Source organism: Achromobacter spanius (assembly GCF_003994415.1).
In the GTDB taxonomy this organism is placed as follows: Bacteria; Pseudomonadota; Gammaproteobacteria; order Burkholderiales; family Burkholderiaceae_B; genus Achromobacter; species Achromobacter spanius_C.
This window is the reverse complement of record NZ_CP034689.1, coordinates 6,586,878-6,611,423: the sequence shown is the minus strand read 5'-3', so window position 1 is coordinate 6,611,423 and position 24,546 is coordinate 6,586,878. Positions and strand designations below refer to the sequence as shown.

Below are 24,546 nucleotides of genomic sequence, written 5' to 3'. Positions count from 1 at the left end.
TCATGGCCTTGAGGCGCGCTGTCTCTCGGTAAGCGGTCACTTACTGTCTCAAGGGCGCCCTGTTCGCGGGGCTGCCTGTTGGGCAATCCAATCGGGAACCCGTCCGGTAACCGATTTTGCCCGTTTGAAGTGTGGCAAAACAGCCCGCTTCCCCAGGCCCAAAGCGGGCTAAGTGCTTGTGCCGCCTGAAAAAATCATGCTAATATGCCAAGCTTGCCATTTTGTGGCGAGTCTAACTATGGGCGGATTAGCTTGAATTGCTCCTTTGCTGCAAGGCAAAGAAGTCGCTAGAGGTAATACCAACCAGGTTGAACATAGTCGTAGGGCAAAGGCCGTTACCTTTTGCCTGATTAGCCCTGACCAATCGCAGTCAGGAATGGAGAAAACGATGTCGAATTCGACACCCACGCCCGCCGCTCACCGGCTGGGGCTGGTGGGTCGCAAGGTCGGCATGACCCGCATTTTTACCGAGGAAGGTGAATCCATCCCGGTAACCGTGCTGGACGTGTCTAACAACCGCGTGACCCAAGTTAAGTCGCTGGAAACCGACGGCTACGCCGCGATCCAGGTGGCTTATGGCACTCGTCGTGCCTCGCGTGTGGCTCAGCCGCAAACGGGCCACTACGCCAAAGCCGGCACTGAAGCCGGTAGCATCCTCAAAGAATTCCGCCTTGATCCCGCTCGCGCTGCTGAATTTGCAGCCGGTGCCGTGATTGCCGTGGAATCCGTGTTCGAAGCCGGCCAACAGGTCGACGTGACGGGCACGACCATTGGTAAAGGCTTCGCCGGTACCATCAAGCGTCACCACTTCGGTTCGCAACGCGCGTCGCACGGTAACTCCCGTTCGCACCGCGTCCCGGGCTCGATTGGCCAAGCTCAAGATCCGGGTCGCGTGTTCCCGGGTAAGAAGATGGCTGGTCACCTGGGTGATGTCACCCGCACCGTTCAAAACCTCGACGTCGTTCGCGTTGACGTTGAGCGTGGCCTGCTGCTGGTCAAGGGCGCTGTCCCCGGCCACGCTGGCGCCGACATCGTCGTGCGCCCGGCCATCAAGGCCCCGGCCAAGAAGGGAGCGTAAGTAAATGGATCTCAAGCTCCTGAACGACCAAGGTCAGGCCGCTGCTACGTTCAGCGCGCCCGATACGATCTTCGGCCGTGACTTCAACGAAGCACTGATTCATCAGATCGTGGTGGCTTTCCAAGCCAATGCCCGTGCCGGCAACCGCGCTCAGAAGGATCGTGCCGAAGTTAAGCACTCGACCAAGAAGCCCTGGCGCCAGAAGGGTACCGGCCGCGCACGCGCTGGTATGACTTCGTCGCCGCTGTGGCGTGGCGGTGGTCGGATTTTCCCGAACTCGCCCGAAGAGAACTTCAGCCAGAAGGTCAACAAGAAGATGTACCGCGCCGGGATCCGTTCGATCTTGTCGCAACTGGCTCGTGAAGACCGTATCGCCGTTGTCGAATCGTTTGATCTGGAATCGCCCAAGACCAAGGCTGCTGCTGCAAAGCTGAAGAGCCTGGGCCTGGACTCGGTCCTGATCATCACCGACAGCGTTGATGAGAATGTTTACCTCGCCACCCGCAACTTGCCGCACGTTGCTGTTGTCGAGCCCCGTTATGCCGATCCGTTGTCGCTGGTCCACTACAAGAAAGTGCTGATCACCAAGCCGGCCATCGCTCAACTCGAGGAGATGCTGGGATGAACGCTGAACGCTTGATGCAAGTCATTCTGGCTCCGATCGTGACCGAAAAGGCCACGTTCGTCGCTGAGAAGAATCAGCAAGTCGCTTTCCGTGTCGTGGCTGACGCTACCAAGCCGGAAATCAAGGCTGCCGTCGAACTGCTCTTCAAGGTGCAGGTCGAGTCCGTGCAGGTCCTCAACCGTAAGGGCAAAGTCAAGCGCTTTGGCCGATTCGTTGGCCGCCGCCGTAATGAGCGCAAGGCTTACGTGTCGCTCAAGGACGGCCAGGAAATCGACTTTGCGGAGGTGAAGTAAATGGCCCTCGTAAAAGTTAAGCCGACTTCGGCTGGCCGCCGTGGCATGGTGAAGGTTGTTAGCCCGAACCTGCACAAGGGTGAGCCCTACGCGCCGCTGCTGGAAAAGAAGACCCGTGGTTCTGGCCGTAACAACAACGGTCACATCACGATCCGTCACCGTGGTGGTGGTCACAAGCAACACTACCGTGTCGTCGACTTCCGTCGCGACAAGGACGGTATCCCGGCAAAGGTCGAGCGTCTAGAATATGACCCCAACCGTACGGCGCACATTGCACTGCTGTGCTACGCCGACGGCGAACGTCGTTACATCATCGCTCCGCGTGGTCTGGAAGTGGGTGCTACCTTGCTGTCGGGCACCGATGCTCCGATCCGCGCTGGTAACACGCTGCCGATCCGCAACATCCCGGTGGGTACGACGATTCACTGCGTCGAAATGCTGCCTGGCAAGGGTGCTCAAATGGTCCGTTCGGCCGGCGCTTCCGCCGTCCTGCTGGCTCGCGAAGGCATCTACGCTCAGGTTCGTCTGCGCTCGGGTGAAGTTCGCCGTGTGCACATCGAATGCCGCGCCACCATTGGTGAAGTCGGTAACGAAGAACACAGCCTGCGCCAAATCGGCAAGGCCGGTGCAATGCGTTGGCGTGGTATCCGCCCGACGGTTCGTGGCGTTGCCATGAACCCGGTGGATCACCCGCACGGTGGCGGCGAAGGCCGTACCGGTGAAGCACGCGAGCCGGTCAGCCCGTGGGGCACCCCGGCGAAGGGTTTCAAGACCCGTCGCAACAAGCGGACGAACAATATGATCGTCCAACGGCGCAAGCGCAAGTAAGAGGCGAACACTATGTCACGTTCGATCAAGAAAGGCCCGTTTGTCGATGCTCACCTGATCAAAAAGGTGGACACGGCCGTCGCGGGCAAAGACAAGAAGCCGATCAAGACCTGGTCGCGTCGTTCCACGATCCTGCCCGAGTTCATCGGCCTGACGATCGCGGTCCACAACGGCAAGCAACATGTTCCCGTGTACATCAACGAGAACATGGTCGGTCACAAGCTGGGCGAGTTCGCGCTGACCCGTACGTTCAAGGGCCACGCTGCGGACAAGAAGGCGAAGAGGTAAGCGATGGAAACTACTGCCATTATCCGTGGGGTGCACATCTCGGCACAGAAGACCCGTCTGGTTGCGGACTTGATCCGTGGTCAGAAGGTCGGTCGTGCCCTGGAAATCCTCACCTTCTCGCCGAAGAAGGCTGCCGTCATCCTGAAGAAGGCTGTCGAGTCCGCCATCGCCAACGCCGAGCACAACGACGGCGCCGATATCGACGAACTGAAAGTCACCACGATTTTTGTGGACAAGGCTCAGTCGATGAAGCGCTTCTCCGCTCGCGCCAAGGGCCGCGGCAACCGTATCGAGAAGCAGACCTGCCATATCACGGTCAAGGTCGGAGCTTAAGGAGTCACGATGGGTCAGAAAATTCACCCCACTGGGTTCCGTCTCGCGGTCACCCGTAATTGGTCCTCGCGTTGGTTCGCCGACGACAAGGCCTTCGGCACGATGCTTGCCGAAGACATTCGCGTTCGCGAGTACCTGAAAAAGAAGCTCAAGAGCGCCTCCGTTGGTCGCGTGATCATCGAGCGTCCGGCCAAGAATGCCCGCATCACCGTCTACTCGGCTCGTCCGGGCGTGGTGATCGGCAAGCGCGGCGAAGACATCGAAAACCTGAAGGCTGATCTGCAGCGTCTGATGGGCGTGCCCGTGCACGTCAACATCGAGGAAATCCGCAAGCCGGAAACCGACGCTCAACTGATCGCCGACTCGATTTCGCAGCAGCTCGAGAAGCGCATCATGTTCCGTCGCGCAATGAAGCGCGCGATGCAAAACGCGATGCGTCTGGGTGCCCAAGGCATCAAGATCATGAGCGCGGGCCGTCTGAACGGTATCGAAATTGCTCGCACCGAGTGGTATCGCGAAGGCCGTGTGCCGCTGCACACCCTCAAGGCCAATATTGACTACGGCACCTCCGAAGCCCACACCACGTATGGCGTGATCGGCATCAAGGTCTGGGTCTATAAGGGCGACATGCTGGCTAACGGCGAATTGCCGCCGGAAACCGCTACCCCGCGCGAAGAAGAACGTCGTCCGCGCCGCGCTCCGCGTGGTGATCGTCCGGACGGTGCTCGCACCGGTCGTCCGGGTGGCCGTGGTCGTGGTGGTCCCCGCAAGGCGGACGCTGCTCCGGCGCCTGAAGGAGAATAACCATGCTGCAACCCTCTCGCAGAAAGTATCGCAAAGAGCAGAAGGGCCGCAACACCGGTCTGGCGACTCGTGGTACCCACGTGTCGTTCGGCGAATTCGGTCTGAAGGCCACCGGCCGTGGCCGTCTGACCGCTCGCCAGATCGAAGCCGCTCGTCGTGCTATCAATCGTCACATCAAGCGTGGCGGCCGTATCTGGATTCGCATTTTCCCGGATAAGCCCATCTCGCAAAAGCCCGCCGAAGTCCGCATGGGTAACGGTAAGGGTAATCCTGAGTACTGGGTCGCTGAAATTCAGCCCGGCAAAGTGCTCTACGAAATGGAAGGTGTGAGCGAAGAGATCGCGCGTGAAGCTTTCCGCCTGGCCGCTGCCAAGCTGCCGATTTCGACCACGTTCGTCGCGCGTCATATCGGTGCTTAAGGAGTACTAACATGAAAGCTAGCGAACTCCGTTCGAAAGACGCCGCCGAGCTCGGCAAAGAGCTCGAAAGCCTGCTGAAGGCACAATTCGGTCTGCGTATGCAGAAGGCCACGCAGCAACTGGCCAACACCAGCCAGCTGCGCAACGTGCGTCGCGACATTGCGCGCGTTCGTACCTTGCTGACCGAGAAGGCAGGGAAATAAACATGAGCGAAACTCAAAACACCCAAGTGGCCAAGCGCCAGCGTACGCTGGTTGGCAAGGTCGTCAGCAACAAGATGGACAAGACTGTCGTTGTGCTCGTTGAGCGCCGCGTCAAGCACCCCATCTTCGGCAAGATCATCATGCGTTCCGCGAAGTACAAGGCGCACGATGAATCGAACCAATACAACGAAGGCGATACGGTTGAAATCGCTGAAGGCCGTCCCATCTCGCGCTCGAAGTCGTGGCGTGTGGTGCGTCTGGTTGAAGCCGCACGTATCATCTAAGTGATGCAGTCATCGGAACGGTTCGCCGTTCTGATATAAAACGGCAAGGGCTAAACCCCTTGCCGTTTTTTTTCGTCCTTGAGATCTATGTCGATGCGGGTCAGGAACATTATGCGCAGTACCGTACGGGCCTATGTGCTTGTCGCCGCCTTGTGCTTGGCTGGTACCGCCGCCGCGCAAGCGTTGGACGCGGGCGCAGGTAACGGCCCGGCGCCACCACCCGATGACGCCCGTGCCGGTAAGAACGTCTTGAACGCCGGGCCCGAGCCTCGCGTGAAGCTGCCTCCCGGGTCCCGCGACCACGCCGCCATATTCGGATCGGATGACGACGACGAGCAGGCGTTGGCCTCGCAGGAACAGACGCTGGAAAATCAGCGCAATCAACTGCTATTGCTGGAGCGCCTGTTCACTCAGAAGCCGGCCAGCGCCGCTGGAACTGCGCCGGCCATGATGCCGCTGAATACGGGTTCGACGATGCGGCCCTTGCAGCCTACGCCGGCCGGCTCGCAGCTTGACCGAGGCAAGATCGAAGAGATGCAGCGGCGCGTCGACAGCCTCCGGCGCGAGGCGGACACGTTGCGTCAAAGCGGAAAGTGACCGTCGCTGCGGTTGCTGCCTGGTCCTTGCCGTCTTTGAAACGCAGCGTAGCCATTATCGGCGCAAGCGTTGTTACACCCCCCCCGTGGCTCCTGATATAAAGCCTGTCAGCGCAACCATTGCGCTGACAATTCTGACCACAGGAGTGGCAATTATGATCAGGTCCGCGGGCAAGCTTGGCGTTGCAGGTTTCATGGTGTTGGCGGGCGCGGGTTTCTCAACATCTGCAAGCGCTCAGAGCATTGTTTTCAAGGATGTGGAGATCTCTCGGCCAATCCACGACAGCGTACTGGTCGTTGGGAGCGATAGTCGGGCGCGCGCCGGCATGGAAGTCCGGGAGTTGCAGAGAACGATGGATGAGGTCCGCGACCAAACACGTACATTGGACGGCCTGAAGAACGAGAACCGCGCGCTGCAACGCAAGGTGGACGATCAGGAGAAAAAAATCGCTGCATTGGAGCGTAAGCAAAGCGATAGCAACCGAAGTAGCAGTACCAGCAACAACAACAGCGCAAACGAGCGTCAGTTCAGCGCGATGCAGCGGCAGATTGATCAGTTGAGCCGCGACCTGGATCGCATACGCAGCAAGGTGAAGTAAGGCGACAAGCCTCGCGCGGCATGGTGGGCATGCCAGCGCGCGCAGGCGTTTTTGGGTGTTAGCGCCGCCGCGCGAACTCCCTCAATCGCCCCGCAATTCCCGTCGGAAAGTAATACACCGACACCACGAACAGAATCCCCAGCCATAGCAGCCAGCGGTCAGGTTCAAACAGCAGCGCCAATGGCGCAACGCCCGTCACCGCGTCGTGGATGACTTGCAGGCCGTCTTGCAGATAGCTTTGCGCGAACACGAACAGGCTGGCGCCCACCACCGCGCCATACATCGTCCCCATGCCGCCTATCACCAGCATCAGCAAGATATTCAGCATGATCTCGAACGACAGCGTGGTGTCCGGGCCGTTGTAGCGTAGCCAAAGCGCGTACAGCGCGCCGGCCAGCGTGGCGAACGCGGCGGCAAGCAGGTTCGACAGGCTGCGGTACAGCACGGTGCGATAGCCGATGGCCTCGGCGCGGAAAGGATTTTCGCGAATGGCCTGAAGCACCCGGCCGAAGGGTGAATTGACGATGCGCAGCAGCATCAGGAACAACACCGCGCAGACCGCGGCGATCAGGTAGTACGTGATGATCCGGCCGTCGATCGTGACGCCGAAGACGGGTTCGGAGAAGGGCCGGAACGCCGGCCGCAACAGTTGCGGCACCTTGAAGTTCAGGCCGTCTTCGCCGCCTGTCAGGTCCGACAGTTGCGACACCAGCGTCTGGAACGCAGCGGCGACCGCCAGCGTGATCATCGCGTAGAAAATGGCGCGCACCCGCAGGCTGGCCAAGCCGATCAGCAAGGCAAATGCCAGCGACACCGCTAGGCCCGCGCCCACCCCCGCGAATATCGCCGTCCACCCCGGTTCCATTCGGATGCTGGCGATCGCCACACCATAGGCGCCAACGCCGAAGAACATGGTGTGCGCAAAACTTACGATGCCGGTGTAGCCCAAGAGCAGGTCATAGCTGGCAACCAGGATGACGAATACCAGGATCTTGGCGGCCACCGCCAGCGACTTGGGGCCGGGAAAGAGGAAGGGTGCGGTAGCGAGCAAGGCGACGATGGCAATCAGCGCTAGCGCCAGCAGCGGGCTGCGGGGCGGGTCGCCGGAGAGCAGGCGGAATGACATGTCTGGGCTCCTAGCGGTTCGTGACCGGATACACGCCTTGCGGGCGCCACAACAATATGGCGACCATCAGCGCGATGTTCGAGAACAGGGCCGCCTTGGGAAGCAGGAAGCCCGTGTAGTTGGCCATCAAGCCGACCAGCAACGCACCGATCAGGCAGCCGACCGTCGAACCCAAGCCTCCGATCATGATGACGATGAAGATCAGCACGTTCACCTGCGCACTCAGTTGCGGCACGATCGACTGCTGGTACATGCCCCACAGCACGCCGCCCAGCCCCGCCAGCATCGACCCCGCGACGAATACGCCCACGAACAGATGGCGGATCCGGTAGCCCAGGCTCTCGACCATTTCGCGGTCTTCGACGCCCGCGCGGATCAACAGCCCCAGCTTGGTACGGTTCAGCAGCCACAGCATGCCACCCAGCACCAGCACGCCGACCGCCAAGGCAACGATACGAAATTTCTCGATGGCCGCATCGCCCAGCAGGAATGCGCCACGCAGCGCCTCGGGCAGCGGTAGCGACAGGGTTTGCGGACCCCAGATCATCTTGATGATCTCTTCGCCAATGATCATGCCGCCCATCGTGATCAGGATCTGCTTCAGATGCTGGCCATACACGGGCCGCACGATCACACGTTCGAAGGCCAGGCCGACGGCGCCCGCCACCAACATGCCCACGATCATGGCCGGCAGTACGGCGGCCAGGTTGATCCACAGGCTGCCCGTCTGGGTCCAGTCGGACATCGCTCCCAGCACGGTCGCGGCCATGTAGGCGCCAATGGCGATGAACAGGCCGTGGCCAAAGTTCAGGACGTCCATCAGCCCGAACACCAGCGTCATGCCGGACGCGACGATGAAGATGATCATGCCCATCGCTAGGCCGGCCAGCGTCAGCGTGATCCAGGTGGAGAACGAACCCACCAAGGGCAGCGCCAGCGCGGCCAGCGCCAGCACCAGTAGAACCGGGCGCAGATCCGCACGGTCGCGCGGCAGGGGTGTATCGATATCCAGCGTGCTCATTGATGGCTTCCCAGCGACAGGCCCAGCAGCCGCGTCTGTAGTGCGTCGTCTTGCGCCAGCGCCTGCATGTCGCCCGCATGGACGACGCGGCCGTTGTCCATGACGGCGACATGGTCGCCGACCCGCCGCGCGAAGTTGAAGTTCTGTTCGACCAGCAAAATGGTGGTGGACGCCTGCTTGAGTTCAAGAAAGGCGTCGATCATGTTCTGGATGATGGCGGGCGCGAGGCCCTTGCTGGGCTCGTCGATCAGCAGCAGCCGACGGGGCTCGATGATGGCGCGCGCCACCGCCAGCATCTGCTTTTGTCCGCCTGACAGCTTGCCGGCAGGGTGTAGCCAGAACTTCCTTAGCGCGGGGAAAAATCCGAATATCCATTCCAGCCGGCCCGTGTCGAGCTGATCCGCGTTCTTGGCCTGACGCGCGGCCAGCAGAATGTTTTCTTTCACGGACAGGTCCGCAAAGATCCCCATGTTCTCGGGCACGTAGGCCATGCCCATACGTGCCATGTCGGGTGGTGACTTGCGCGTTGCCGGCCCACCGATGGGCGCGCCTTCAAACGTCACCTGACCTTGTGACGCGCGCCACAAACCCATGATGGTGCGTAGCGTGGTGGTCTTGCCGGCGCCATTGCGGCCCAGCAGCATGGTGACGGCCGAAGCCGGTACCGAAAGGTCCACCCCATGCAGGATGTGATACGCGCCGATGTGCGTGTGCACGTCCTTCAGTTCAAGCAGCAGGGGCGCGCTCATGCCGGCTTCTCCGTGGGGGCGATACCCAGGTACGCCTGCTGCACGATGGGCGACGCGATGACGGCGGCGGGTTCGCCATCGGCCATCAACTGGCCGTTATGCAGCACGACGATGCGGTCGGCGAGCTCGCGCACGACGTCCATCTTGTGTTCAACCAGCAGTATCGTTTTTGTCGGGTCGTTCTTTATCTCTCGGATCAGTTCAAGCACCACTGGCACGTCGTCCACGCTCATGCCCGCCGTGGGCTCATCGAACATGAAGACCTGTGGCTCCAGCGCGATCAGCATGGCGATTTCCAGTTTGCGCTGATCGCCATGCGGCAGGTCGGCAGCAGCCTGGTCGCGGCGTGCCGACAGGCGGGTGCGCTCAAGCAGCTCATCCGCGCGCGCCAGCAGGGTCCGGTCGTCATCCCAGGTGCGCCAGAAGCGGATCTGGCGCCAGCTCATGCCTTGCTGTCGGGATTGCAGCGCCAGCCGTACGTTCTCGTGCACGGACAGACGCGGAAACAACTGCGTCAACTGAAACGCGCGACCCAGCCCCGCATGCATGCGCGCGGGGGCGGATAGCGAGGTCAGGTCGTGCCCATTCAAGCGCACCGAACCCGTGCTTGCGCGCAACTGGCCGGAGATCAGATTGAAGTACGTGGTCTTGCCCGCGCCGTTCGGGCCAACGATGGCCGTCAGCGTGCCGGGCGCAAAGCCACAACTGACGTCGTTGACGGCCACATGCCCGCCGAAACGGATGGTGAGCGATTGGGTTTCAAGCATTGCGGCGGTCGACCTTCAGCGCTTGTTCTGAATGGGCACGTTCATCTGGTCGGGTGTGATTTCCTTGACCAGATCCTGCACGGCCCATGGCACCGACGGATCGTTCTTGATGCGGAAGTGGTACATCGACTGCATGGCCTGGTGGTCTTCGGGGCGGAAGGTCATCTTGCCCTTGGGGGTATCAAAGCTCATGCCTTCCATGGCCTTGATCAGCGTGTCCGTGTCCGAATTGCCCGCAGTCTTGTTCAGCGCCGCCGCGATCGCGATGCCGGCGGACATGCCGCCCGCCGTAAAGAAGTCGGGCGGTTGCCCGTAGCGCTTCTGGTGTTCAGCCACAAGCCAATCGTTGACGGGATTCTTCGGAATGCCGTAGTAGTAGTACGTGGCGCCTTCCATGCCGGCCAAGGACTTCAGCGGCGTCATCGCGGCCAGCGTGTTGCCACCGGTGGCGATTTCGATGCCGAAGCGCTTGGGGTCCAGGTCCGCGATCTTGAACGGGTTGCCGGCGCCCGCCCACAGGATGAAGATGATCTTGCGCCCGGGCTTGTCCTTCAGCGCATCGAACAGGCGTTGTGCGCCCGCAGTGAAGTCGGTGGCGTTGGCGGGCAGGTATTCCTCGTGGACGATCTTGGCGTTCTTCAGCGCGCCCTTGAAGGCTTTCACGCCGTCTCGTCCGAAGGCGTAGTCCTGCGCCAGCATGGCGATGGACGTGCCAGCCTGGTCGAACGCCACGGCGTTGGCGATGGCGTCCTGCGACGAATTGCGGCCGGTGCGGAAGATGTATTTGTTCCACTTGGCTCCGGTGATGGAGTCCGCCACGGCGGGTTCGACCAGCAGGATCTTCTCGTATTCTTCAGCGATGGGCAGCATGGCCAGCGCGACACCAGACGAGGTCGGGCCGACGGCGATGTCGGCGTTGTCGTCCGCATAGGCCGAGGCCAGCTCCGCGCGGGCGACGTCCGGCTTGCCCTGGTTGTCTTTTTCGATAACGCGGATCTTGCGGCCAGCCACGGTCATCGTGCCTTGCGTGGCGTATTCCAAGCCCAGCATCAGGCCGGTCTGCGTCTGCTTGGCGTAGGCTTCCAACGGCCCGGTCTTGTCGTAGACATGGGCCACGACAAAGTCCTTGGCGGCCACGGCCGAGTTCATGCAAAGGGCCGCCAGTGCGGCCAGCAAAATGCGATTCATGGGAAGTCTCCTGTTATCTGTGGGCGCGAGCGCCCGCCATATTGTCCGGCGTGGCAAGGAATTGGCGGATGGCGTCGATCTGCGGCGCCACGTTCAAGGCGGGGGCATGGCCGCAGTCGGGGAAGTCGATGCGTGCGGCGCGTGGGCCGCGTTGCGTCATGGCGTGGGCGACTTCTGGCAGCAGCAGGTCGGAGTCGGCGCCGCGCAAGAGCAGCAAGGGCATGCGTAGCGTGTCGTAGCCGCTCCAGCGGTTGTAGTCATCGGGATGGTGCTTGAATTGGCCCACGATGGCGGGGTCGTAATGCGCCGTGACGCGGCCATCGGGCAGGCGCCGAACCGAGGTCTCGGCCATGCGCCGCCATTGCGCGTCGCTCTGCCAGCCGTAAGGCTTGTAGGCCACACGCAGCCACGCCTCCAGTTCGGTGACGGTGTCGAACGCGGGCGGGTTGCCCGCGTAGGCGAGGATGCGGTCGATGGCGGGTTGGGGCAGTTCGGGACCGATATCGTTGACAACCAGGTGCGAGATACGGTCGCGCAAGGTGGTGGCGGCGGCGTGCATGCCGGTTGCGCCGCCCATCGATGTGCCGACCCAACGCATGCGCGCAAGCGATAGGCCCTCGGCCAGCGCGAGCGCCAGACGCGCGTAGAAATCCAGCCGGTATTCAGACACCGGGTCGGGACTCCATTGCGAGAGGCCGCGGCCGATCGTATCCGGGCAGATGATGCGGTAGTCGTTCGCCAGCGCTTGTGCCAGGTCGTCGAAATCACGGCCGGTACGGGCCAGGCCGTGCCACATGACGATGGGGGGCGCATCCGGCGCGCCCCATTCCATGTAGTGCAGTTCACGGCCCTCGCAGCGCAAATAGCGCGAAACCGGCTTGTGGCGGTCGGCCATTGCGGGCGCGTTTGCCATGAGTCTCCTCCCGGGTTGTCCAGGTTGTGTGCTTATCGGGCTGACTATAGACTTGCGCCAGACGCATCCACAATGCGCCGCGCACCCCAGAGCAGGGTGAGTCAAGAGCTTGTAGACGCAAGATCAAATTGCGCTTGCCGCCGCATTCAGGAGACCGAGACATGCCCGATACGGAATTCGCCATTTCGGCCACTGCGGGCGCCGATGGGCGTGAGCAATGGCGCGCTGCCTTGGCGGACGCATTCGGCCCGTTCGAGGTACACCGCGGCAAGCCGGATCATTTCGCTGGACACGTGCGCTACGCCCGCCGCGCCAGCCTGCAATTCAATGACCTGCACTACCAGGGACAGAAGCTGGAGCGAACGGCGGGAAACGTGTCGCGGCTGGATCAGGAGTTCTACACGTTCGGCCTGCCGCTGTCTGGCCCGCTTGCCGTGCGCCAGCAAGGCCGTGAATTTCAGGTCGAGCCAGGCTGTGTGTACCTGATGAACCAGAGCTTGCCTTATCAGGCAACGGCGCTAGGTTCTTCGGGCTATCGCAGCCTGAGCGTGTCGTTTCCGCGCAGCGCCTTGTCGCAGCGGGATTCGCGCATCGGTGCTTTTCACAAGCTGCGCATCGACGACGGCTCACCGCGCGGCGCGATGCTGGCCAGCTACATGGATCATCTGTTCAAAGGCATGGCAAGCTGGTCGGACGCCGAGGTGACCGAGCTTGGCGAACGCTTGATCGATTTGATCGTGCTGTTCCTGGTGCAGCCGGGGCAGGGGCATGCTTCGGAATCCGATAGCAGCGTCACCTTGGCGCATCGGCAACGCGTGCTGGCGTATATCCGGCAGCACCTGGCGGACCCCGCGCTCTCGCCGCAGCAGGTGGCGCAGGGCTGTGGCGTGTCGGTCGCTTACCTGCACCGCATTTTGCGGGCAGGGGGCCTGTCGGTGGAGTCCTTCATCTTTGATCAACGCCTGGACAAGTGCCGCGAGCTGTTGCTGGATCCGCGGCATCGCCATCGCGGCATCGCGGAACTGGCCTACCAGGTTGGGTTTACCCATCCATCGCATTTCAGCCGGCTGTTCAAGAGCCGCTTCGGCATCACGCCGCGCGATATGCGCGCCCGGAGCTAGACGAAAAAAAGCCCCTTGCGGGGCTTTTTGGCTGACGGTCGAAACCGATCAGATGTGCGTGATGAATTTCGTGACGAGGTAACCGTCAAACGTTTCCAGGCCGCCTTCGCTGCCGATGCCGCTGTCCTTGATGCCACCGAACGGCGTCTCGGCCAGCGCGCTGCCGAAGTGGTTGATGTTGACCATGCCGGCTTCCAGGCCGTTCGACACCTTGGTTGCCGTCTTCAGCGAGTTCGTGAAGACGTACGACGACAGGCCGAACGGCAGGCTGTTGGCGCGGCGCAGCACTTCATCGGTGTCCTTGAAACGGACCACCGGCGCCACGGGGCCGAAGGGTTCTTCGGTCATCAGCATCGAGTCGTCGGGCAATTCCGTCACGACCGTGGGGGCGAAGAAGAAGCCCTTGCGGTCCAGCGGGCCGCCGCCGACCACGACCTTGCCGCCGTGCTTCTTGGCGTCGTCGATGAAGGCGCTCATGGCGGGCACGCGGCGTTCATGCGCCAGCGGGCCCATGTCGGTACCGGCTTCCAGGCCGTCGCCTACCTTGATGTTCTTCAGCACGTCTGAGAAGCGCGCCAGGAACTGTTCGTAGGCGCCTTCCTGCACGTAGAAGCGGGTGGGTGACACGCAAACCTGACCGGCGTTGCGGACCTTGAACTTGGCCAGCATTTCAGCGGCGCGGTCGATGTCGGCATCGTCGAACACCAGCACGGGCGAATGGCCGCCCAATTCCATGGTGACGCGCTTCATGTGCGCGCCGGCCAGCGCGGCCAGTTGCTTGCCCACCGGCACGGAGCCAGTGAACGACACCTTGCGCACGATCGGCGAACGGATCAGATAGTCGGAAATCTTGGCGGGCTCGCCCCAGACGATGTTCAGGCAGCCCTTGGGCAGGCCGGCGTCGTGGAACATGCGGGCAATCGCCATGACGGCGCTGGGCGAATCTTCCGGACCCTTCAGCACCACCGTGCAACCGGCGCCGAGCGCGGCGGCAATCTTGCGGATGGCCTGGTTGTACGGGAAGTTCCAGGGCGTGAACGCGGCGCACACGCCGATGGGTTCACGCACGACGAACTGGCGCACGTCCGGGTTGCGGGGCGGGACCACGCGGCCGTAGATGCGGCGGCATTCTTCGGCGTGCCAGTCAGCGTGTTCGGCGCAGGAGGTAACTTCGCCCACGGCTTCGGCCAGCGGCTTGCCCTGGTCCAAGGTCATGTTGCGGCCGATTTCCTTGGCGCGCTCACGCGACAGCGTGGCCACCTTGCGCAGGATGGCGGAACGATCCATGGGAGAAGACTTCTTCCACGATTCGAACGCGCGCTGGGCGGCGGCTAGCGCACGGTCCAGATCCGCTTCGGTGGCGTGAGGCAGCTGGCCAAGCACTTCCAGCGTGGCCGGGTTGATGACGTCCTGGGTGCGCCTACCCTCGCCGGAGATGAATTCGCCGTCGATATACAGCGCCAACTGTTCATACATGCCTGTCGTTCCTTGCGAAATAGAAGTGGAGTGCGATCGCGATCGCCCACGCCAGTCTAAACCAGCTTGCGCGTGGCGGGGAGGTCCAATCCGCATTGCGAGATTGGAGCCAATCCACGGGCCGAGCCTTGCAAGGCCATGCATGCTTGGACACAATGGGGCCCTCTTACGCAGCCTGATTCCATCCCCATCGTGCAACCCGTTGATGCGCCGCTTCCCGGCAACAAACCCAGTCTGTATTCCCGCTTGCTGTTTCGCTTTATCGATTGGTTGCGCCACCGGATAGCACGGGCATCGCTGGTGGGCGACAAGCCGATCTTCCAGAACAGCCAGTTCCCGTGGATTCCAGAATTAGAGGCCCGCACTCCGGCGATCCGTGCCGAACTCACCGAATTGCTGGCCGAACGTCAGCATCTGCCGGCGTTTCACGAGATATCCCCGGACGTCGGGATGATCACGTCCGACGACCAATGGAAGACGTTTGTATTCATGGGCTACGGTCTGCGTTCCGAGCGCAACCTGGCGCGCTGCCCGGAGACCGCCCTCGCCCTGCAGGGCATACCCGGTATTCGAAGCGCGTTCTTCTCGATACTGGAACCGGGCAAGCGCATCCCGCTGCACACTGGCCCCTACAACGGCGTACTGCGCCTGCACTTGGGCCTGGTCGTACCGGAACCTGCCGAACGGTGCTGGATCGAAGTCGGGGACGAACGCTACCACTGGCAGGAAGGTCAGGCGGTGGTGTTTGACGACCTTTATCCCCATCAGGTCCACAACGACACGCCAGGCCTGCGGGCCGTGTTGTTTGTCGACTTTGAACGCCCCTGCCGGGTTCCGGTAAAATGGCTGAATCGCCTGGTGCTCAGAGCGGCGCCGTTCACGGATGAAATCCGTCGCGGCAAGGCCAATCATGACGCCTGGGAGAAGGGCTACTACCGTCAGAAATAGGGGCGGATAGCTCGAAAACCGTTCCCCTTATAGGGGAGCGTGGTCTTTTGTGCGTCATTCCAACAAAGTGCTTGCGCTCAAAAATTAACCACGCTAGAATGATCAGCTTTCCCAGATTGTCGATTGAGTTAAGGAACGTTTAGCCCTAAAAGCTAGCTTCTGAATTCGTCGTGTTGGGGGAATACCCGCAGGATTTCAACCCAGGGTCGTTGCGTTGCCAACCCGTTGCAGAGGTAGAGCGAAAGCTCTAGGTCTACAACACAAAAGCAGGGCGGCAGACCTGACGGGACCAAAACTGGCAGGAATTGCAGAGTTCCTCGGGGGGAAAACCCCGGGAAAACAGTATTTCCAGTTAAGTTGGAACAGGAAAAATCATGATCCAAATGCAGACCACGCTGGACGTGGCCGATAACACTGGTGCGCGTCATGTCATGTGCATCAAGGTGCTCGGTGGCTCCAAGCGCCGTTATGCCGGTATCGGCGACATCATCAAGGTGAGCGTCAAAGATGCGGCTCCGCGCGGACGCGTCAAGAAAGGCGAAATTTACAATGCCGTGGTGGTTCGTACCGCCAAGGGCGTGCGCCGTAAAGACGGTTCGCTGATTAAGTTCGGTGGCAATGCCGCCGTATTGCTCAACGCCAAGCTGGAGCCCATCGGCACCCGCATCTTCGGACCCGTTACGCGCGAATTGCGTACCGAGAAGTTCATGAAGATCGTGTCGTTGGCCCCGGAAGTGCTGTAAGGAGCCCTACGATGAACAACATTCGTAAAGGCGACGAAGTCATCGTCCTGACCGGCCGCGACAAGAAGCGTCGCGGTACCGTGCTGGCGCGTGTTGATGCCGACCACGTCCTGGTCGAAGGTGTCAACGTTGCCAAGAAGCACGTGAAAGCCAACCCGATGGCTAACAACCCGGGCGGGATTGTCGAAAAGACCATGCCGATCCACATCTCGAATGTGGCGCTCTTCAACCCCGCAACCGGTCGTGGCGACCGCGTGGGCGTTCAAGAAGTCGACGGTCGCAAGGTCCGCGTGTTCCGTTCCAATGGTGCCGTTGTCGGCGCCAAGGCGTAAGGGGCGATAGACATGTCTCGTTTGCAAGATTTCTACAAGAGCAAGGTCGCTGGCGACCTGCAGGCCAAGTTTGGCTACAAGAGCGTCATGGAAGTGCCGCGCATCACCAAGATCACCCTGAACATGGGTGTCTCGGAAGCCGTGTCCGATAAGAAGGTTATCGAACACGCGGTGTCGGACCTGACCAAGATCGCTGGCCAAAAGCCTGTCGTGACGAAGACCAAGAAGGCTATCGCCGGTTTCAAGATCCGCGAAAACTACCCGATTGGTTGCATGGTCACGTTGCGTGGTCAACGCATGTACGAATTCCTGGATCGCCTCGTTGCGGTCGCGCTGCCTCGCGTGCGCGACTTCCGTGGTATCTCGGGTCGTGCGTTCGACGGCCGTGGCAACTACAACATCGGGGTGAAAGAGCAAATCATTTTCCCCGAAATCGAGTACGACAAGATCGACGCGCTGCGTGGGCTGAACATCAGCATCACCACCTCCGCGAAGACCGACGAAGAAGCCAAGGCGCTGTTGACGGCCTTCAGCTTCCCGTTCCGTAACTAAGGGGCTGATGACGTGGCTAAACTTTCCCTCATCAATCGCGACATCAAGCGCGCCAAGCTGGCTGACAAGTTCGCTGCCAAGCGCGCTGAGTTGAAGGCGATCATCGACGACCAGTCGAAGACCGACGAAGAACGTTACCAAGCTCGGCTCAAGCTGCAACAGCTGCCGCGCAATGCCAATCCGACGCGCCAACGTAACCGTTGCGTGGTCACCGGTCGTCCGCGCGGTGTGTTCCGCAAGTTCGGCCTGACGCGTCACAAACTGCGTGAAATGGCGATGAAGGGCGAAATCCCCGGCATCACCAAGGCCAGCTGGTAGGAGATACATTATGAGCATGAGCGATCCCATCGCCGATATGCTGACCCGCATTCGCAATGCGCAGCAAGTGGACAAAGTTACGGTGAGCATGCCCTCCTCGAAGCTGAAGGCGGCTATTGCCGCTGTGCTGAAAGACGAAGGCTACATCGACAGCTTTGAAATCAAGGGCACCCAGGCCAAGCCTGAGCTCGAGATCACCCTGAAGTACTACGCTGGTCGTCCGGTTATCGAGCGCATTGAACGCGTTTCGCGCCCCGGTCTGCGTATCTACAAGGGCCGTACCAGCATTCCTCAGGTCATGAACGGCCTGGGCGTGGCTATCGTTTCGACCTCGCGCGGCGTCATGACCGACCGTAAGGCTCGCGCCAACGGCGTCGGCGGCGAAGTGCTTTGCTACGTGGCCTAAGGAGAAATTCGAATGTCACGTATCGCTAAGTATCCGGTCGAACTGCCCAAGGGTGTCGAAGCTGACATCAAGCAGGATCAGATCACCGTCAAGGGCCCGCTGGGCTCCCTGACTCAAGCCCTGACTGGCGACGTCACGGTTGCGATGGACGAAGGCAAGCTCACGTTTGCCGCCGCCAACGAAACTCGTCACGCCAATGCCATGTCGGGTACCGTGCGCGCTCTGGTTGCCAATATGGTTACCGGCGTGAGCAAGGGCTTCGAGCGCAAGCTGACCCTGGTTGGCGTGGGTTACCGCGCCTCGATCCAAGGCGATGCCGTTAAGCTGCAGCTCGGTTTCTCGCACGACGTTTTGCATCAGTTGCCGGCCGGTATCAAGGCCGAATGCCCCACCCAGACGGAAATCGTCATCAAGGGCGCCAACAAGCAAGTCGTCGGTCAGATGGCCGCTGAAATCCGCGCGTACCGCGAACCCGAACCCTACAAGGGCAAGGGTGTGCGTTACTCGGACGAACGCGTCGTCATCAAAGAAACCAAGAAGAAATAACGGCGCACGCAAGGACGAATCATGGACAAAAAAGTTTCCCGTTTGCGTCGTGCGGTTCCGACCCGCCGGAAGATCAACGAGCTGCGCGTTCACCGCCTCTCGGTCTTCCGCTCGAACCAGCACATCTACGCCAACATCATTTCGCCGGAAGGCGATCGCGTTCTGGTCAGCGCCTCGACGGTGGAAGCCGAAGTGCGTGCGCAACTGGCCGGCCAAACCGGTCAGGGTGGCAACACTGCCGCTGCGACGCTGGTTGGCAAGCGCGTGGCCGAAAAGGCCAAGGCTGCCGGTATTGAACTGGTCGCTTTCGATCGCTCGGGCTTTCGTTACCATGGCCGCGTGAAAGCGCTGGCCGATGCCGCGCGTGAAGCCGGCCTGAAGTTCTAAGCGAGGATCTGTCAAATGGCTAAAGTACAAGGCAAGAACGCCGCGGAAAAAGAGAACGATGACGGCCTCCGCGAAAAGATGATCGCGGTCAACCGCGTGAGCAAAGTGGTCAAGGGTGGTCGCACCATGAGCTTTGCCGCGCTGACCGTGGTTGGCGATGGCGATGGTCGCGTCGGCATGGGTAAGGGCAAGGCGCGTGAAGTGCCGGTGTCCGTCCAGAAGGCAATGGAACAGGCCCGCCGCGGCATGTTCAAGGTTGCCCTGAAGAACGGCACGCTGCACCACACCGTGGTTGGCAAGCATGGCGCCGCTACCGTGCTGATCTCGCCGGCTGCTGAAGGTACTGGCGTTATCGCCGGCGGCCCGATGCGCGCTATTTTTGAAGTGATGGGTGTGCGTAACGTGGTTGCCAAGAGCCTGGGCTCGAGCAACCCCTACAACATGGTTCGCGCCACGTTGAATGGTCTGCGCGCTTCCCTGACCCCGGCCGATGTTGCTGCCAAGCGCGGCAAGTCGGTCGAAGAAATCCTGGGGTAAATCATGGCTCAGAAGCAGATCAAAGTGACCCTCGTGCGCTCCGTGATCGGTACCAAGCAATCGCACCGTGACACGGTTCGCGGTTTGGGCTTGGGCCGTATCAACAGCAGCCGCGTGTTGGTCGATACGCCCGAGGTGCGTGGGATGATCCGTAAGGTGGATTATCTCGTTTCCGTCTCGGAAGCCTAAGGAATCACCATGTCGGATATGCAACTTAATTCGCTGAAGCCCGCTGAGGGCAGCAAGCACGCCAAGCGCCGCGTCGGCCGTGGTATCGGTTCGGGTCTGGGTAAAACCGCCGGCCGTGGCCACAAGGGTCAGAAGTCGCGCTCGGGCGGTTTCCATAAGGTTGGCTTCGAAGGCGGTCAAATGCCGCTGCAGCGTCGTCTGCCCAAGCGTGGTTTCACCCCGCTCGGTCAACACCTGTACGCCGAAGTCCGTCTGTCGGACCTGCAAGCCCTGCCCATCGACGAAATCGATGTGCAAGTGCTCAAGGCGGCTGGCGTGATTGGCCAGGCGGTTCGTTACGCCAAGGTCATCAAGTCGGGTGAACTCTCGCGCAAGGTCGTGCTCAAGGGCATTACCGCGACGGCCGGCGCTCGCGCCGCCATCGAAGGCGCGGGCGGCTCGCTTGCTTGATCATGAGGTGACGAGTGGCTAACGCGCAGGCATTGGGCAAAACCGGAGCACGGTACGGTGATTTGAAGCGCCGTCTTGTGTTCCTGGTGCTCGCTCTGGTGGTTTACCGTTTGGGTACACACATCCCCGTACCGGGTATTAATCCGGATGCGCTGGCGGACTTGTTCCGTCAGAACCAGGGCGGGATCCTGGGCCTGTTCAACATGTTCTCGGGTGGGGCGCTCTCGCGTTTCTCGATTTTTGCCCTGGGGATCATGCCGTACATTTCGGCATCCATCATCATGCAGTTGATGTCGGTGGTGGTGCCGTCGCTGGAAGCGCTCAAGAAAGAGGGCGAAGCCGGTCGTCGGAAGATTACCCAATACACCCGCTACGGCACAGTCGTGCTGGCGCTGGTGCAAGCAGTGGGCATTTCGGTAGCGTTGGAGTCCCAACAGGGACTGGTGATCGATCCGGGTATGCTGTTTCGCTTCACGACCATTGTGACTTTGGTCACCGGCACCATGTTCGTCATGTGGCTGGGTGAACAGATCACGGAACGCGGTCTGGGCAACGGGATTTCCATCCTGATCTTCGCAGGTATCGTTGCGGGTCTGCCCGCGGCGCTGGCTGCACTGTTGGACCTGGTCCGCACCAACGCGATGTCCGTGCTTTCGGCACTGTTCATTGTGGCTCTGGTGGTGCTGGTTACCGCTTTTGTGGTGTTCGTGGAACGCGGACAGCGCAAGATCACGGTGAACTACGCCAAGCGTCAGGTCGGCAACAAGGTCTACGGTGGTCAAAGCTCGCATTTGCCGCTGAAGCTGAACATGGCAGGGGTGATTCCGCCGATTTTCGCATCGTCGATCATTCTGTTCCCGGCCACGATCACGAGCTGGTTCTCCAGCAGTGAGAACATGCGCTGGCTTAGTGACCTGGCTGCGGCCCTGTCGCCTCGTCAACCGCTCTACATCACGCTGTACTCCGTCGCGATTATTTTCTTCTGCTTTTTCTACACGGCTCTGGTGTTCAACAGCCGCGAAACGGCGGACAACCTGAAGAAGAGTGGTGCGTTTGTTCCGGGTATTCGTCCGGGCGAGCAAACGGCGCGCTACATCGACAAGATCCTGATGCGTCTGACGCTGGCGGGTGCCTTGTACATCACTTTGGTGTGCCTGTTGCCTGAATTCTTGGTGATGCGCTGGAACGTTCCCTTCTACTTCGGTGGTACGTCTCTGTTGATTATTGTGGTGGTGACGATGGATTTCATGGCACAGGTTCAGGCCTACATGATGTCTCACCAGTACGACTCGTTGCTCAAGAAGGCCAACTTCAAGGGCGCGGGTTTGCCGATGCGGTAAGCAAAAGAATGTCCAAGGACGACGTCATTCAGATGCAAGGCGAGGTTCTTGAGAACCTCCCGAACGCGACATTTCGCGTCAAGCTCGAAAACGGCCACGTGGTGTTGGGCCATATTTCCGGCAAGATGCGTATGCATTACATCCGGATCCTGCCGGGTGACAAGGTCACAGTGGAGCTCACGCCCTATGATCTGACGCGAGCCAGGATAGTTTTCCGCTCCAAATGAGCGGAACCGGATTACGGAAAATTAGGAGTCAACCATGAAAGTAATGGCATCGGTTAAGCGGATCTGCCGCAACTGCAAAGTTATCAAACGTCACGGCGTGGTGCGTGTTATCTGCACCGACCCGCGTCACAAGCAGCGTCAAGGCTAACTCGGGTTAGCGACTACGCAACAGATTTATTCAAGGAATAGTCATGGCCCGTATTGCTGGCATTAACATCCCGCCGCAACAGCACGCCGAGATCGGACTGACCGCCATTTTTGGCATTGGTCGTACGCGCGCTCGCAAAATCTGCGAAGCGGCAAACGTACCCTTTGACAAAAAGGTCAAGGATCTGAACGACGCTGAATTGGAACGCGTCCGCGAACATGTTGGTTTGTTCACGGTTGAAGGCGACCTGCGTCGTGAAGTACAGCTCTCGATCAAGCGTTTGATCGACCTGGGAACCTACCGCGGTATGCGTCACAAGCGCGGTTTGCCCGTGCGCGGCCAGCGCACTCGCACCAACGCCCGGACCCGTAAGGGCCCGCGTCGTGCTGCTGCGTCCCTGAAGAAATAATCGAGGAACTGGATTATGGCGAAAGCTTCCACCAGCGGCGCTTCGCGCGTGCGCAAAAAGGTTAAGAAGAACGTCTCGGACGGCATCGCGCACGTTCACGCTTCGTTCAACAACACCATCATCACCATCACCGACCGTCAGGGCAACGCTTTGTCGTGGGCCACTTCGGGTGGTGCTGGTTTCAAGGGTTCGCGTAAGTCGACCCCGTTTGCCGCGCAAGTCGCCGCTGAAACGGCTGGCCGCGTCGCGCTGGAATACGGCATCAAGACGCTGGAAGTGCGCATCAAGGGCCCCGGTCCTGGCCGCGAATCGTCTGTCCGCGCGCTGAACGCGCTGGGCATCAAGATTTCGTCCATCGCCGACATCACGCCCGTTCCGCACAACGGCTGCCGTCCGCCGAAGCGTCGTCGTATCTAAAGGGAATCCACATGGCACGTTATATTGGACCCAAATGCAAGCTCTCGCGCCGCGAGGGTACTGACCTGTTCCTGAAGAGCGCCCGTCGCTCGCTGGATTCCAAGTGCAAGCTGGATTCCAAGCCTGGCCAACACGGCCGCACTTCGGGTGCCCGCACTTCCGACTACGGCCTGCAGCTGCGCGAAAAGCAAAAGCTGAAGCGCATGTACGGCGTGCTGGAAAAGCAATTCCGCAAGTACTTCGCTGAAGCAGAGCGTCGCCGTGGCAACACGGGCGAAACCCTGATCCAGCTGCTGGAATCGCGCCTGGACAACGTCGTCTACCGCATGGGCTTCGGCTCGACGCGCGCCGAAGCTCGCCAGTTGGTCAGCCACCGCGCCATCGAACTGAACGGCCACACGGCTGACATCGCTTCGATGCTGGTCAAGGCTGGTGACGTCATCTCGATCCGCGAAAAGGCCAAGAAGCAAGGCCGTATCAAGGAATCGCTCGACCTGGCCACCAGCATCGGCATCCCCCAATGGGTGGAAGTCGACACGACCAAGCTGACCGGTACGTTCAAGTCGGCTCCCGATCGCGCTGACGTCGCTCGCGACATCAACGAATCGATGGTCGTCGAACTGTACTCGCGTTAATCAGGTCGGCCGGCGCCTCCTTCGCAGGTGTGCCGGCTACTGGTCTCGCGACCCGTTTGCACGTCTCGCAGCAGCCCGCTTTCCGCCGTTTGGTGGGGCGGGCTTTGCGGTAAGTATCGGCCGGCGTTTTCGCGCCGCCCGAGTTTCATGTTTCACCCTGTCCATCAGCCTTATCGGTGTAACGAGCCGAGGGTATTGAAAAGGAACACAGTAAATGTCCACTCAAGGTTTTCTGAAGCCGCGCTCCATTGAAGTCGAACCGGTCGGCACGCACCATGCCAAGATCGTGATGGAGCCGTTCGAGCGTGGCTACGGTCATACTCTGGGCAACGCCCTGCGCCGCATCCTGCTGTCTTCGATGACCGGCTACGCGCCGACCGAAGTGCAAATGACGGGCGTGGTGCACGAATATTCGACCATCCCGGGCGTTCGCGAAGATGTCGTCGACATCCTGCTGAACCTGAAGGGCGTGGTTTTCAAGCTGCACAATCGCGACGAAGTGACCCTGGTTCTGCGCAAGACCGGCGCGGGCACCGTGCTGGCCAGCGACATCGAGCTGCCGCACGACGTCGAGATCATCAACCCCGGCCATGCCATCTGCAACCTGACGGACGCAGGCAAGCTGGAAATGCAGATCAAGGTCGAGAAGGGCCGTGGCTACGTGCCGGGCAACGTGCGCGCGCTGTCGGAAGACCGCACCCACACCATCGGCCGCATCGTTCTGGACGCTTCGTTCAGCCCGGTTCGCCGCGTCAGCTACGCGGTGGAAAGCGCCCGTGTGGAACAGCGCACCGACCTGGACAAGCTGGTTCTGGACATCGAAACCAACGGCGTGATCTCGCCCGAGGAAGCGGTTCGCCAGTCGGCTCGCATCCTGATGGACCAGATCTCGGTCTTCGCCGCGCTGGAAGGTGCTGGCGATTCGTACGAAGCGCCGGTCCGCGGCACGCCGCAGATCGACCCGGTCCTGCTGCGTCCGGTCGACGACCTGGAACTGACCGTGCGTTCGGCCAACTGCCTGAAGGCCGAAAACATCTACTACATCGGCGACCTGATCCAGCGTACCGAAAACGAGCTGCTCAAGACCCCGAACCTGGGTCGCAAGTCGCTCAACGAAATCAAGGAAGTTCTGGCTGCGCGTGGCTTGACCTTGGGCATGAAGCTCGAGAACTGGCCGCCCCTGGGCCTGGAGCGTCCCTAAGCTTTAAACGGGTGGCGCCCTGGCAACGGGGCGTCTCCTGCAACGCCCGG

At 60.8% G+C, this 24,546-nt stretch carries 38 protein-coding genes; 31 read left to right on the top strand and 7 right to left on the bottom strand.

The genetic code is table 11. The features are described from left to right. Window positions 1-388: 388 nt before the first annotated feature. From rplC to ELS24_RS30350, 12 genes are all read left to right on the top strand, one after another. A complete protein-coding gene (rplC, locus tag ELS24_RS30405) occupies window positions 389-1,078 on the top strand; it encodes a 50S ribosomal protein L3 (protein ID WP_050448287.1) in 690 nt (229 codons plus the stop codon). A 4-nt stretch (window positions 1,079-1,082) separates the two neighbouring features. Beyond that, window positions 1,083-1,703, top strand: a complete 621-nt coding sequence (rplD, locus tag ELS24_RS30400) for a 50S ribosomal protein L4 (RefSeq protein ID WP_006216558.1) — start codon at window positions 1,083-1,085, stop codon at window positions 1,701-1,703. After that, window positions 1,700-1,996: a 50S ribosomal protein L23 gene (gene rplW / locus ELS24_RS30395; protein ID WP_006216557.1), complete on the top strand. Its 297-nt coding sequence runs from the start codon at window positions 1,700-1,702 to the stop codon at window positions 1,994-1,996. The genes rplD and rplW overlap by 4 nt, the downstream gene beginning before the upstream one ends. After that, window positions 1,997-2,824, top strand: a complete 828-nt coding sequence (gene rplB / locus ELS24_RS30390) for a 50S ribosomal protein L2 (protein ID WP_006216556.1) — start codon at window positions 1,997-1,999, stop codon at window positions 2,822-2,824. 12 nt (window positions 2,825-2,836) lie between these two features. Beyond that, the gene (rpsS, locus tag ELS24_RS30385) at window positions 2,837-3,112 is read left to right on the top strand and encodes a 30S ribosomal protein S19 (protein ID WP_006216555.1); all 276 of its coding nucleotides are present in this window, start codon (window positions 2,837-2,839) and stop codon (window positions 3,110-3,112) included. A 3-nt stretch (window positions 3,113-3,115) separates the two neighbouring features. Continuing rightward, on the top strand, window positions 3,116-3,445 hold the full coding sequence (rplV, locus tag ELS24_RS30380) for a 50S ribosomal protein L22 (RefSeq protein WP_006227021.1): 330 nt from the start codon (window positions 3,116-3,118) through the stop codon (window positions 3,443-3,445). Window positions 3,446-3,454: 9 nt separating this feature from the next. After that, complete coding sequence (gene rpsC / locus ELS24_RS30375; RefSeq protein WP_050448288.1) at window positions 3,455-4,249, top strand: 30S ribosomal protein S3; 795 nt, start codon at window positions 3,455-3,457, stop codon at window positions 4,247-4,249. Between the two features lie 2 nt (window positions 4,250-4,251). Next, the gene (gene rplP / locus ELS24_RS30370) at window positions 4,252-4,668 is read left to right on the top strand and encodes a 50S ribosomal protein L16 (protein WP_006216552.1); all 417 of its coding nucleotides are present in this window, start codon (window positions 4,252-4,254) and stop codon (window positions 4,666-4,668) included. 11 nt (window positions 4,669-4,679) lie between these two features. After that, window positions 4,680-4,871, top strand: coding sequence for a 50S ribosomal protein L29 (rpmC, locus tag ELS24_RS30365; RefSeq protein WP_003806912.1), 192 nt, complete (start codon window positions 4,680-4,682; stop codon window positions 4,869-4,871). Window positions 4,872-4,873: 2 nt separating this feature from the next. After that, window positions 4,874-5,155: a 30S ribosomal protein S17 gene (gene rpsQ / locus ELS24_RS30360; protein WP_006216549.1), complete on the top strand. Its 282-nt coding sequence runs from the start codon at window positions 4,874-4,876 to the stop codon at window positions 5,153-5,155. A 111-nt stretch (window positions 5,156-5,266) separates the two neighbouring features. Beyond that, window positions 5,267-5,752: a hypothetical protein gene (locus tag ELS24_RS30355; RefSeq protein WP_230693712.1), complete on the top strand. Its 486-nt coding sequence runs from the start codon at window positions 5,267-5,269 to the stop codon at window positions 5,750-5,752. A gap of 154 nt (window positions 5,753-5,906) precedes the next feature. Continuing rightward, complete coding sequence (locus tag ELS24_RS30350; RefSeq protein WP_050448290.1) at window positions 5,907-6,350, top strand: hypothetical protein; 444 nt, start codon at window positions 5,907-5,909, stop codon at window positions 6,348-6,350. Between the two features lie 58 nt (window positions 6,351-6,408). On the opposite strand, the gene ELS24_RS30345 is transcribed toward ELS24_RS30350, so the two are convergent. Genes ELS24_RS30345 through ELS24_RS30320 form a run of 6 tightly spaced genes read right to left on the bottom strand, consistent with a single transcriptional unit; the run spans window position 6,409 to window position 12,114 of the window. Continuing rightward, window positions 6,409-7,476, bottom strand: a complete 1,068-nt coding sequence (locus tag ELS24_RS30345) for a branched-chain amino acid ABC transporter permease (protein WP_127186185.1) — start codon at window positions 7,474-7,476, stop codon at window positions 6,409-6,411. A gap of 10 nt (window positions 7,477-7,486) precedes the next feature. Further along, complete coding sequence (locus tag ELS24_RS30340; protein WP_127186184.1) at window positions 7,487-8,497, bottom strand: branched-chain amino acid ABC transporter permease; 1,011 nt, start codon at window positions 8,495-8,497, stop codon at window positions 7,487-7,489. Continuing rightward, window positions 8,494-9,246, bottom strand: a complete 753-nt coding sequence (locus ELS24_RS30335) for an ABC transporter ATP-binding protein (protein WP_127186183.1) — start codon at window positions 9,244-9,246, stop codon at window positions 8,494-8,496. The genes ELS24_RS30340 and ELS24_RS30335 overlap by 4 nt, the downstream gene beginning before the upstream one ends. After that, window positions 9,243-10,013, bottom strand: coding sequence for an ABC transporter ATP-binding protein (locus ELS24_RS30330; protein ID WP_127186182.1), 771 nt, complete (start codon window positions 10,011-10,013; stop codon window positions 9,243-9,245). The genes ELS24_RS30335 and ELS24_RS30330 overlap by 4 nt, the downstream gene beginning before the upstream one ends. Before the next feature lie 15 nt (window positions 10,014-10,028). Then, on the bottom strand, window positions 10,029-11,201 hold the full coding sequence (locus ELS24_RS30325) for a substrate-binding domain-containing protein (protein WP_127186181.1): 1,173 nt from the start codon (window positions 11,199-11,201) through the stop codon (window positions 10,029-10,031). Window positions 11,202-11,214: 13 nt separating this feature from the next. Then, window positions 11,215-12,114, bottom strand: a complete 900-nt coding sequence (locus tag ELS24_RS30320) for an alpha/beta fold hydrolase (protein WP_428839674.1) — start codon at window positions 12,112-12,114, stop codon at window positions 11,215-11,217. Window positions 12,115-12,275: 161 nt separating this feature from the next. On the opposite strand from ELS24_RS30320, the gene ELS24_RS30315 reads away from it, so the two are divergent. Beyond that, window positions 12,276-13,235 (top strand): helix-turn-helix domain-containing protein, encoded by a 960-nt coding sequence (locus ELS24_RS30315; protein WP_127186180.1) that lies wholly within the window; start codon window positions 12,276-12,278, stop codon window positions 13,233-13,235. Window positions 13,236-13,283: 48 nt separating this feature from the next. Here ELS24_RS30315 and ELS24_RS30310 read toward each other — a convergent pair whose 3' ends face one another. After that, the gene (locus ELS24_RS30310) at window positions 13,284-14,711 is read right to left on the bottom strand and encodes an NAD-dependent succinate-semialdehyde dehydrogenase (protein ID WP_046807447.1); all 1,428 of its coding nucleotides are present in this window, start codon (window positions 14,709-14,711) and stop codon (window positions 13,284-13,286) included. 192 nt (window positions 14,712-14,903) lie between these two features. Here ELS24_RS30310 and ELS24_RS30305 point away from each other — a divergent pair, with 192 nt between their 5' ends. The 18 genes from ELS24_RS30305 (at window position 14,904) to ELS24_RS30220 (ending at window position 24,496) form a co-directional block, all read left to right on the top strand. After that, complete coding sequence (locus ELS24_RS30305) at window positions 14,904-15,659, top strand: aspartyl/asparaginyl beta-hydroxylase domain-containing protein (protein WP_050448341.1); 756 nt, start codon at window positions 14,904-14,906, stop codon at window positions 15,657-15,659. A 374-nt stretch (window positions 15,660-16,033) separates the two neighbouring features. After that, window positions 16,034-16,402, top strand: coding sequence for a 50S ribosomal protein L14 (gene rplN / locus ELS24_RS30300; protein WP_046807446.1), 369 nt, complete (start codon window positions 16,034-16,036; stop codon window positions 16,400-16,402). A gap of 11 nt (window positions 16,403-16,413) precedes the next feature. Beyond that, a complete protein-coding gene (rplX, locus tag ELS24_RS30295; RefSeq protein ID WP_006216530.1) occupies window positions 16,414-16,734 on the top strand; it encodes a 50S ribosomal protein L24 in 321 nt (106 codons plus the stop codon). A 12-nt stretch (window positions 16,735-16,746) separates the two neighbouring features. Further along, window positions 16,747-17,286: a 50S ribosomal protein L5 gene (gene rplE, locus ELS24_RS30290; RefSeq protein WP_006216529.1), complete on the top strand. Its 540-nt coding sequence runs from the start codon at window positions 16,747-16,749 to the stop codon at window positions 17,284-17,286. A 12-nt stretch (window positions 17,287-17,298) separates the two neighbouring features. Beyond that, window positions 17,299-17,604: a 30S ribosomal protein S14 gene (gene rpsN / locus ELS24_RS30285; protein ID WP_006216527.1), complete on the top strand. Its 306-nt coding sequence runs from the start codon at window positions 17,299-17,301 to the stop codon at window positions 17,602-17,604. Window positions 17,605-17,614: 10 nt separating this feature from the next. Further along, window positions 17,615-18,010 carry a 30S ribosomal protein S8 gene (rpsH, locus tag ELS24_RS30280; protein WP_006216525.1) on the top strand — a complete coding sequence of 132 codons (396 nt, stop codon included), beginning with the start codon at window positions 17,615-17,617 and terminating at the stop codon, window positions 18,008-18,010. A gap of 12 nt (window positions 18,011-18,022) precedes the next feature. Further along, window positions 18,023-18,556, top strand: a complete 534-nt coding sequence (gene rplF / locus ELS24_RS30275) for a 50S ribosomal protein L6 (RefSeq protein ID WP_050448297.1) — start codon at window positions 18,023-18,025, stop codon at window positions 18,554-18,556. 21 nt (window positions 18,557-18,577) lie between these two features. Beyond that, entirely contained in the window at window positions 18,578-18,943 is a 366-nt protein-coding gene (gene rplR / locus ELS24_RS30270; RefSeq protein ID WP_006227039.1) for a 50S ribosomal protein L18, read from the top strand. Between the two features lie 15 nt (window positions 18,944-18,958). After that, complete coding sequence (gene rpsE, locus ELS24_RS30265) at window positions 18,959-19,480, top strand: 30S ribosomal protein S5 (RefSeq protein ID WP_006216521.1); 522 nt, start codon at window positions 18,959-18,961, stop codon at window positions 19,478-19,480. A 3-nt stretch (window positions 19,481-19,483) separates the two neighbouring features. Continuing rightward, entirely contained in the window at window positions 19,484-19,669 is a 186-nt protein-coding gene (gene rpmD, locus ELS24_RS30260; RefSeq protein ID WP_006216520.1) for a 50S ribosomal protein L30, read from the top strand. Between the two features lie 9 nt (window positions 19,670-19,678). Then, the gene (gene rplO / locus ELS24_RS30255) at window positions 19,679-20,119 is read left to right on the top strand and encodes a 50S ribosomal protein L15 (protein ID WP_006216519.1); all 441 of its coding nucleotides are present in this window, start codon (window positions 19,679-19,681) and stop codon (window positions 20,117-20,119) included. A gap of 14 nt (window positions 20,120-20,133) precedes the next feature. Further along, window positions 20,134-21,459, top strand: a complete 1,326-nt coding sequence (gene secY / locus ELS24_RS30250; RefSeq protein WP_050448298.1) for a preprotein translocase subunit SecY — start codon at window positions 20,134-20,136, stop codon at window positions 21,457-21,459. An 8-nt stretch (window positions 21,460-21,467) separates the two neighbouring features. Beyond that, the gene (infA, locus tag ELS24_RS30245; RefSeq protein WP_003806927.1) at window positions 21,468-21,686 is read left to right on the top strand and encodes a translation initiation factor IF-1; all 219 of its coding nucleotides are present in this window, start codon (window positions 21,468-21,470) and stop codon (window positions 21,684-21,686) included. Window positions 21,687-21,720: 34 nt separating this feature from the next. Beyond that, entirely contained in the window at window positions 21,721-21,834 is a 114-nt protein-coding gene (rpmJ, locus tag ELS24_RS30240; RefSeq protein WP_003806928.1) for a 50S ribosomal protein L36, read from the top strand. A 43-nt stretch (window positions 21,835-21,877) separates the two neighbouring features. Further along, a complete protein-coding gene (rpsM, locus tag ELS24_RS30235) occupies window positions 21,878-22,243 on the top strand; it encodes a 30S ribosomal protein S13 (RefSeq protein WP_006216517.1) in 366 nt (121 codons plus the stop codon). A 15-nt stretch (window positions 22,244-22,258) separates the two neighbouring features. Next, entirely contained in the window at window positions 22,259-22,660 is a 402-nt protein-coding gene (rpsK, locus tag ELS24_RS30230; protein ID WP_006216516.1) for a 30S ribosomal protein S11, read from the top strand. Window positions 22,661-22,671: 11 nt separating this feature from the next. Further along, on the top strand, window positions 22,672-23,295 hold the full coding sequence (gene rpsD, locus ELS24_RS30225; protein ID WP_006389633.1) for a 30S ribosomal protein S4: 624 nt from the start codon (window positions 22,672-22,674) through the stop codon (window positions 23,293-23,295). 214 nt (window positions 23,296-23,509) lie between these two features. Continuing rightward, a complete protein-coding gene (locus ELS24_RS30220) occupies window positions 23,510-24,496 on the top strand; it encodes a DNA-directed RNA polymerase subunit alpha (protein WP_006216514.1) in 987 nt (328 codons plus the stop codon). Window positions 24,497-24,546: the final 50 nt, after the last annotated feature.

Excerpts from the sequence above, each read along its gene's own strand:
- rpsS (WP_006216555.1), top strand. The coding sequence starts at position 2,837 with ATGTCACGTTCGATCAAGAAAGGCCCGTTTGTCGATGCTCACCTGATC.
- rpsM (WP_006216517.1), top strand. The coding sequence starts at position 21,878 with ATGGCCCGTATTGCTGGCATTAACATCCCGCCGCAACAGCACGCCGAG.
- rpsE (WP_006216521.1), top strand. The coding sequence starts at position 18,959 with ATGGCTAAAGTACAAGGCAAGAACGCCGCGGAAAAAGAGAACGATGAC.
- ELS24_RS30340 (WP_127186184.1), bottom strand. The coding sequence starts at position 8,497 with ATGAGCACGCTGGATATCGATACACCCCTGCCGCGCGACCGTGCGGAT.
- ELS24_RS30330 (WP_127186182.1), bottom strand. The coding sequence starts at position 10,013 with ATGCTTGAAACCCAATCGCTCACCATCCGTTTCGGCGGGCATGTGGCC.
- rpmD (WP_006216520.1), top strand. The coding sequence starts at position 19,484 with ATGGCTCAGAAGCAGATCAAAGTGACCCTCGTGCGCTCCGTGATCGGT.
- rplB (WP_006216556.1), top strand. The coding sequence starts at position 1,997 with ATGGCCCTCGTAAAAGTTAAGCCGACTTCGGCTGGCCGCCGTGGCATG.
- rpsK (WP_006216516.1), top strand. The coding sequence starts at position 22,259 with ATGGCGAAAGCTTCCACCAGCGGCGCTTCGCGCGTGCGCAAAAAGGTT.
- rpmC (WP_003806912.1), top strand. The coding sequence starts at position 4,680 with ATGAAAGCTAGCGAACTCCGTTCGAAAGACGCCGCCGAGCTCGGCAAA.
- rplC (WP_050448287.1), top strand. The coding sequence starts at position 389 with ATGTCGAATTCGACACCCACGCCCGCCGCTCACCGGCTGGGGCTGGTG.
- rpsD (WP_006389633.1), top strand. The coding sequence starts at position 22,672 with ATGGCACGTTATATTGGACCCAAATGCAAGCTCTCGCGCCGCGAGGGT.
- ELS24_RS30320 (WP_428839674.1), bottom strand. The coding sequence starts at position 12,114 with ATGGCAAACGCGCCCGCAATGGCCGACCGCCACAAGCCGGTTTCGCGC.
- rplW (WP_006216557.1), top strand. The coding sequence starts at position 1,700 with ATGAACGCTGAACGCTTGATGCAAGTCATTCTGGCTCCGATCGTGACC.
- rplR (WP_006227039.1), top strand. The coding sequence starts at position 18,578 with ATGGACAAAAAAGTTTCCCGTTTGCGTCGTGCGGTTCCGACCCGCCGG.
- rpmJ (WP_003806928.1), top strand. The coding sequence starts at position 21,721 with ATGAAAGTAATGGCATCGGTTAAGCGGATCTGCCGCAACTGCAAAGTT.
- ELS24_RS30220 (WP_006216514.1), top strand. The coding sequence starts at position 23,510 with ATGTCCACTCAAGGTTTTCTGAAGCCGCGCTCCATTGAAGTCGAACCG.
- rplO (WP_006216519.1), top strand. The coding sequence starts at position 19,679 with ATGTCGGATATGCAACTTAATTCGCTGAAGCCCGCTGAGGGCAGCAAG.
- ELS24_RS30315 (WP_127186180.1), top strand. The coding sequence starts at position 12,276 with ATGCCCGATACGGAATTCGCCATTTCGGCCACTGCGGGCGCCGATGGG.
- rplX (WP_006216530.1), top strand. The coding sequence starts at position 16,414 with ATGAACAACATTCGTAAAGGCGACGAAGTCATCGTCCTGACCGGCCGC.
- ELS24_RS30345 (WP_127186185.1), bottom strand. The coding sequence starts at position 7,476 with ATGTCATTCCGCCTGCTCTCCGGCGACCCGCCCCGCAGCCCGCTGCTG.
- infA (WP_003806927.1), top strand. The coding sequence starts at position 21,468 with ATGTCCAAGGACGACGTCATTCAGATGCAAGGCGAGGTTCTTGAGAAC.
- rplD (WP_006216558.1), top strand. The coding sequence starts at position 1,083 with ATGGATCTCAAGCTCCTGAACGACCAAGGTCAGGCCGCTGCTACGTTC.
- rplN (WP_046807446.1), top strand. The coding sequence starts at position 16,034 with ATGATCCAAATGCAGACCACGCTGGACGTGGCCGATAACACTGGTGCG.
- rpsH (WP_006216525.1), top strand. The coding sequence starts at position 17,615 with ATGAGCATGAGCGATCCCATCGCCGATATGCTGACCCGCATTCGCAAT.
- ELS24_RS30335 (WP_127186183.1), bottom strand. The coding sequence starts at position 9,246 with ATGAGCGCGCCCCTGCTGCTTGAACTGAAGGACGTGCACACGCACATC.
- ELS24_RS30310 (WP_046807447.1), bottom strand. The coding sequence starts at position 14,711 with ATGTATGAACAGTTGGCGCTGTATATCGACGGCGAATTCATCTCCGGC.
- rplP (WP_006216552.1), top strand. The coding sequence starts at position 4,252 with ATGCTGCAACCCTCTCGCAGAAAGTATCGCAAAGAGCAGAAGGGCCGC.
- rpsC (WP_050448288.1), top strand. The coding sequence starts at position 3,455 with ATGGGTCAGAAAATTCACCCCACTGGGTTCCGTCTCGCGGTCACCCGT.
- rplE (WP_006216529.1), top strand. The coding sequence starts at position 16,747 with ATGTCTCGTTTGCAAGATTTCTACAAGAGCAAGGTCGCTGGCGACCTG.
- ELS24_RS30355 (WP_230693712.1), top strand. The coding sequence starts at position 5,267 with ATGCGCAGTACCGTACGGGCCTATGTGCTTGTCGCCGCCTTGTGCTTG.
- rplF (WP_050448297.1), top strand. The coding sequence starts at position 18,023 with ATGTCACGTATCGCTAAGTATCCGGTCGAACTGCCCAAGGGTGTCGAA.
- ELS24_RS30325 (WP_127186181.1), bottom strand. The coding sequence starts at position 11,201 with ATGAATCGCATTTTGCTGGCCGCACTGGCGGCCCTTTGCATGAACTCG.
- rpsQ (WP_006216549.1), top strand. The coding sequence starts at position 4,874 with ATGAGCGAAACTCAAAACACCCAAGTGGCCAAGCGCCAGCGTACGCTG.
- rplV (WP_006227021.1), top strand. The coding sequence starts at position 3,116 with ATGGAAACTACTGCCATTATCCGTGGGGTGCACATCTCGGCACAGAAG.
- ELS24_RS30350 (WP_050448290.1), top strand. The coding sequence starts at position 5,907 with ATGATCAGGTCCGCGGGCAAGCTTGGCGTTGCAGGTTTCATGGTGTTG.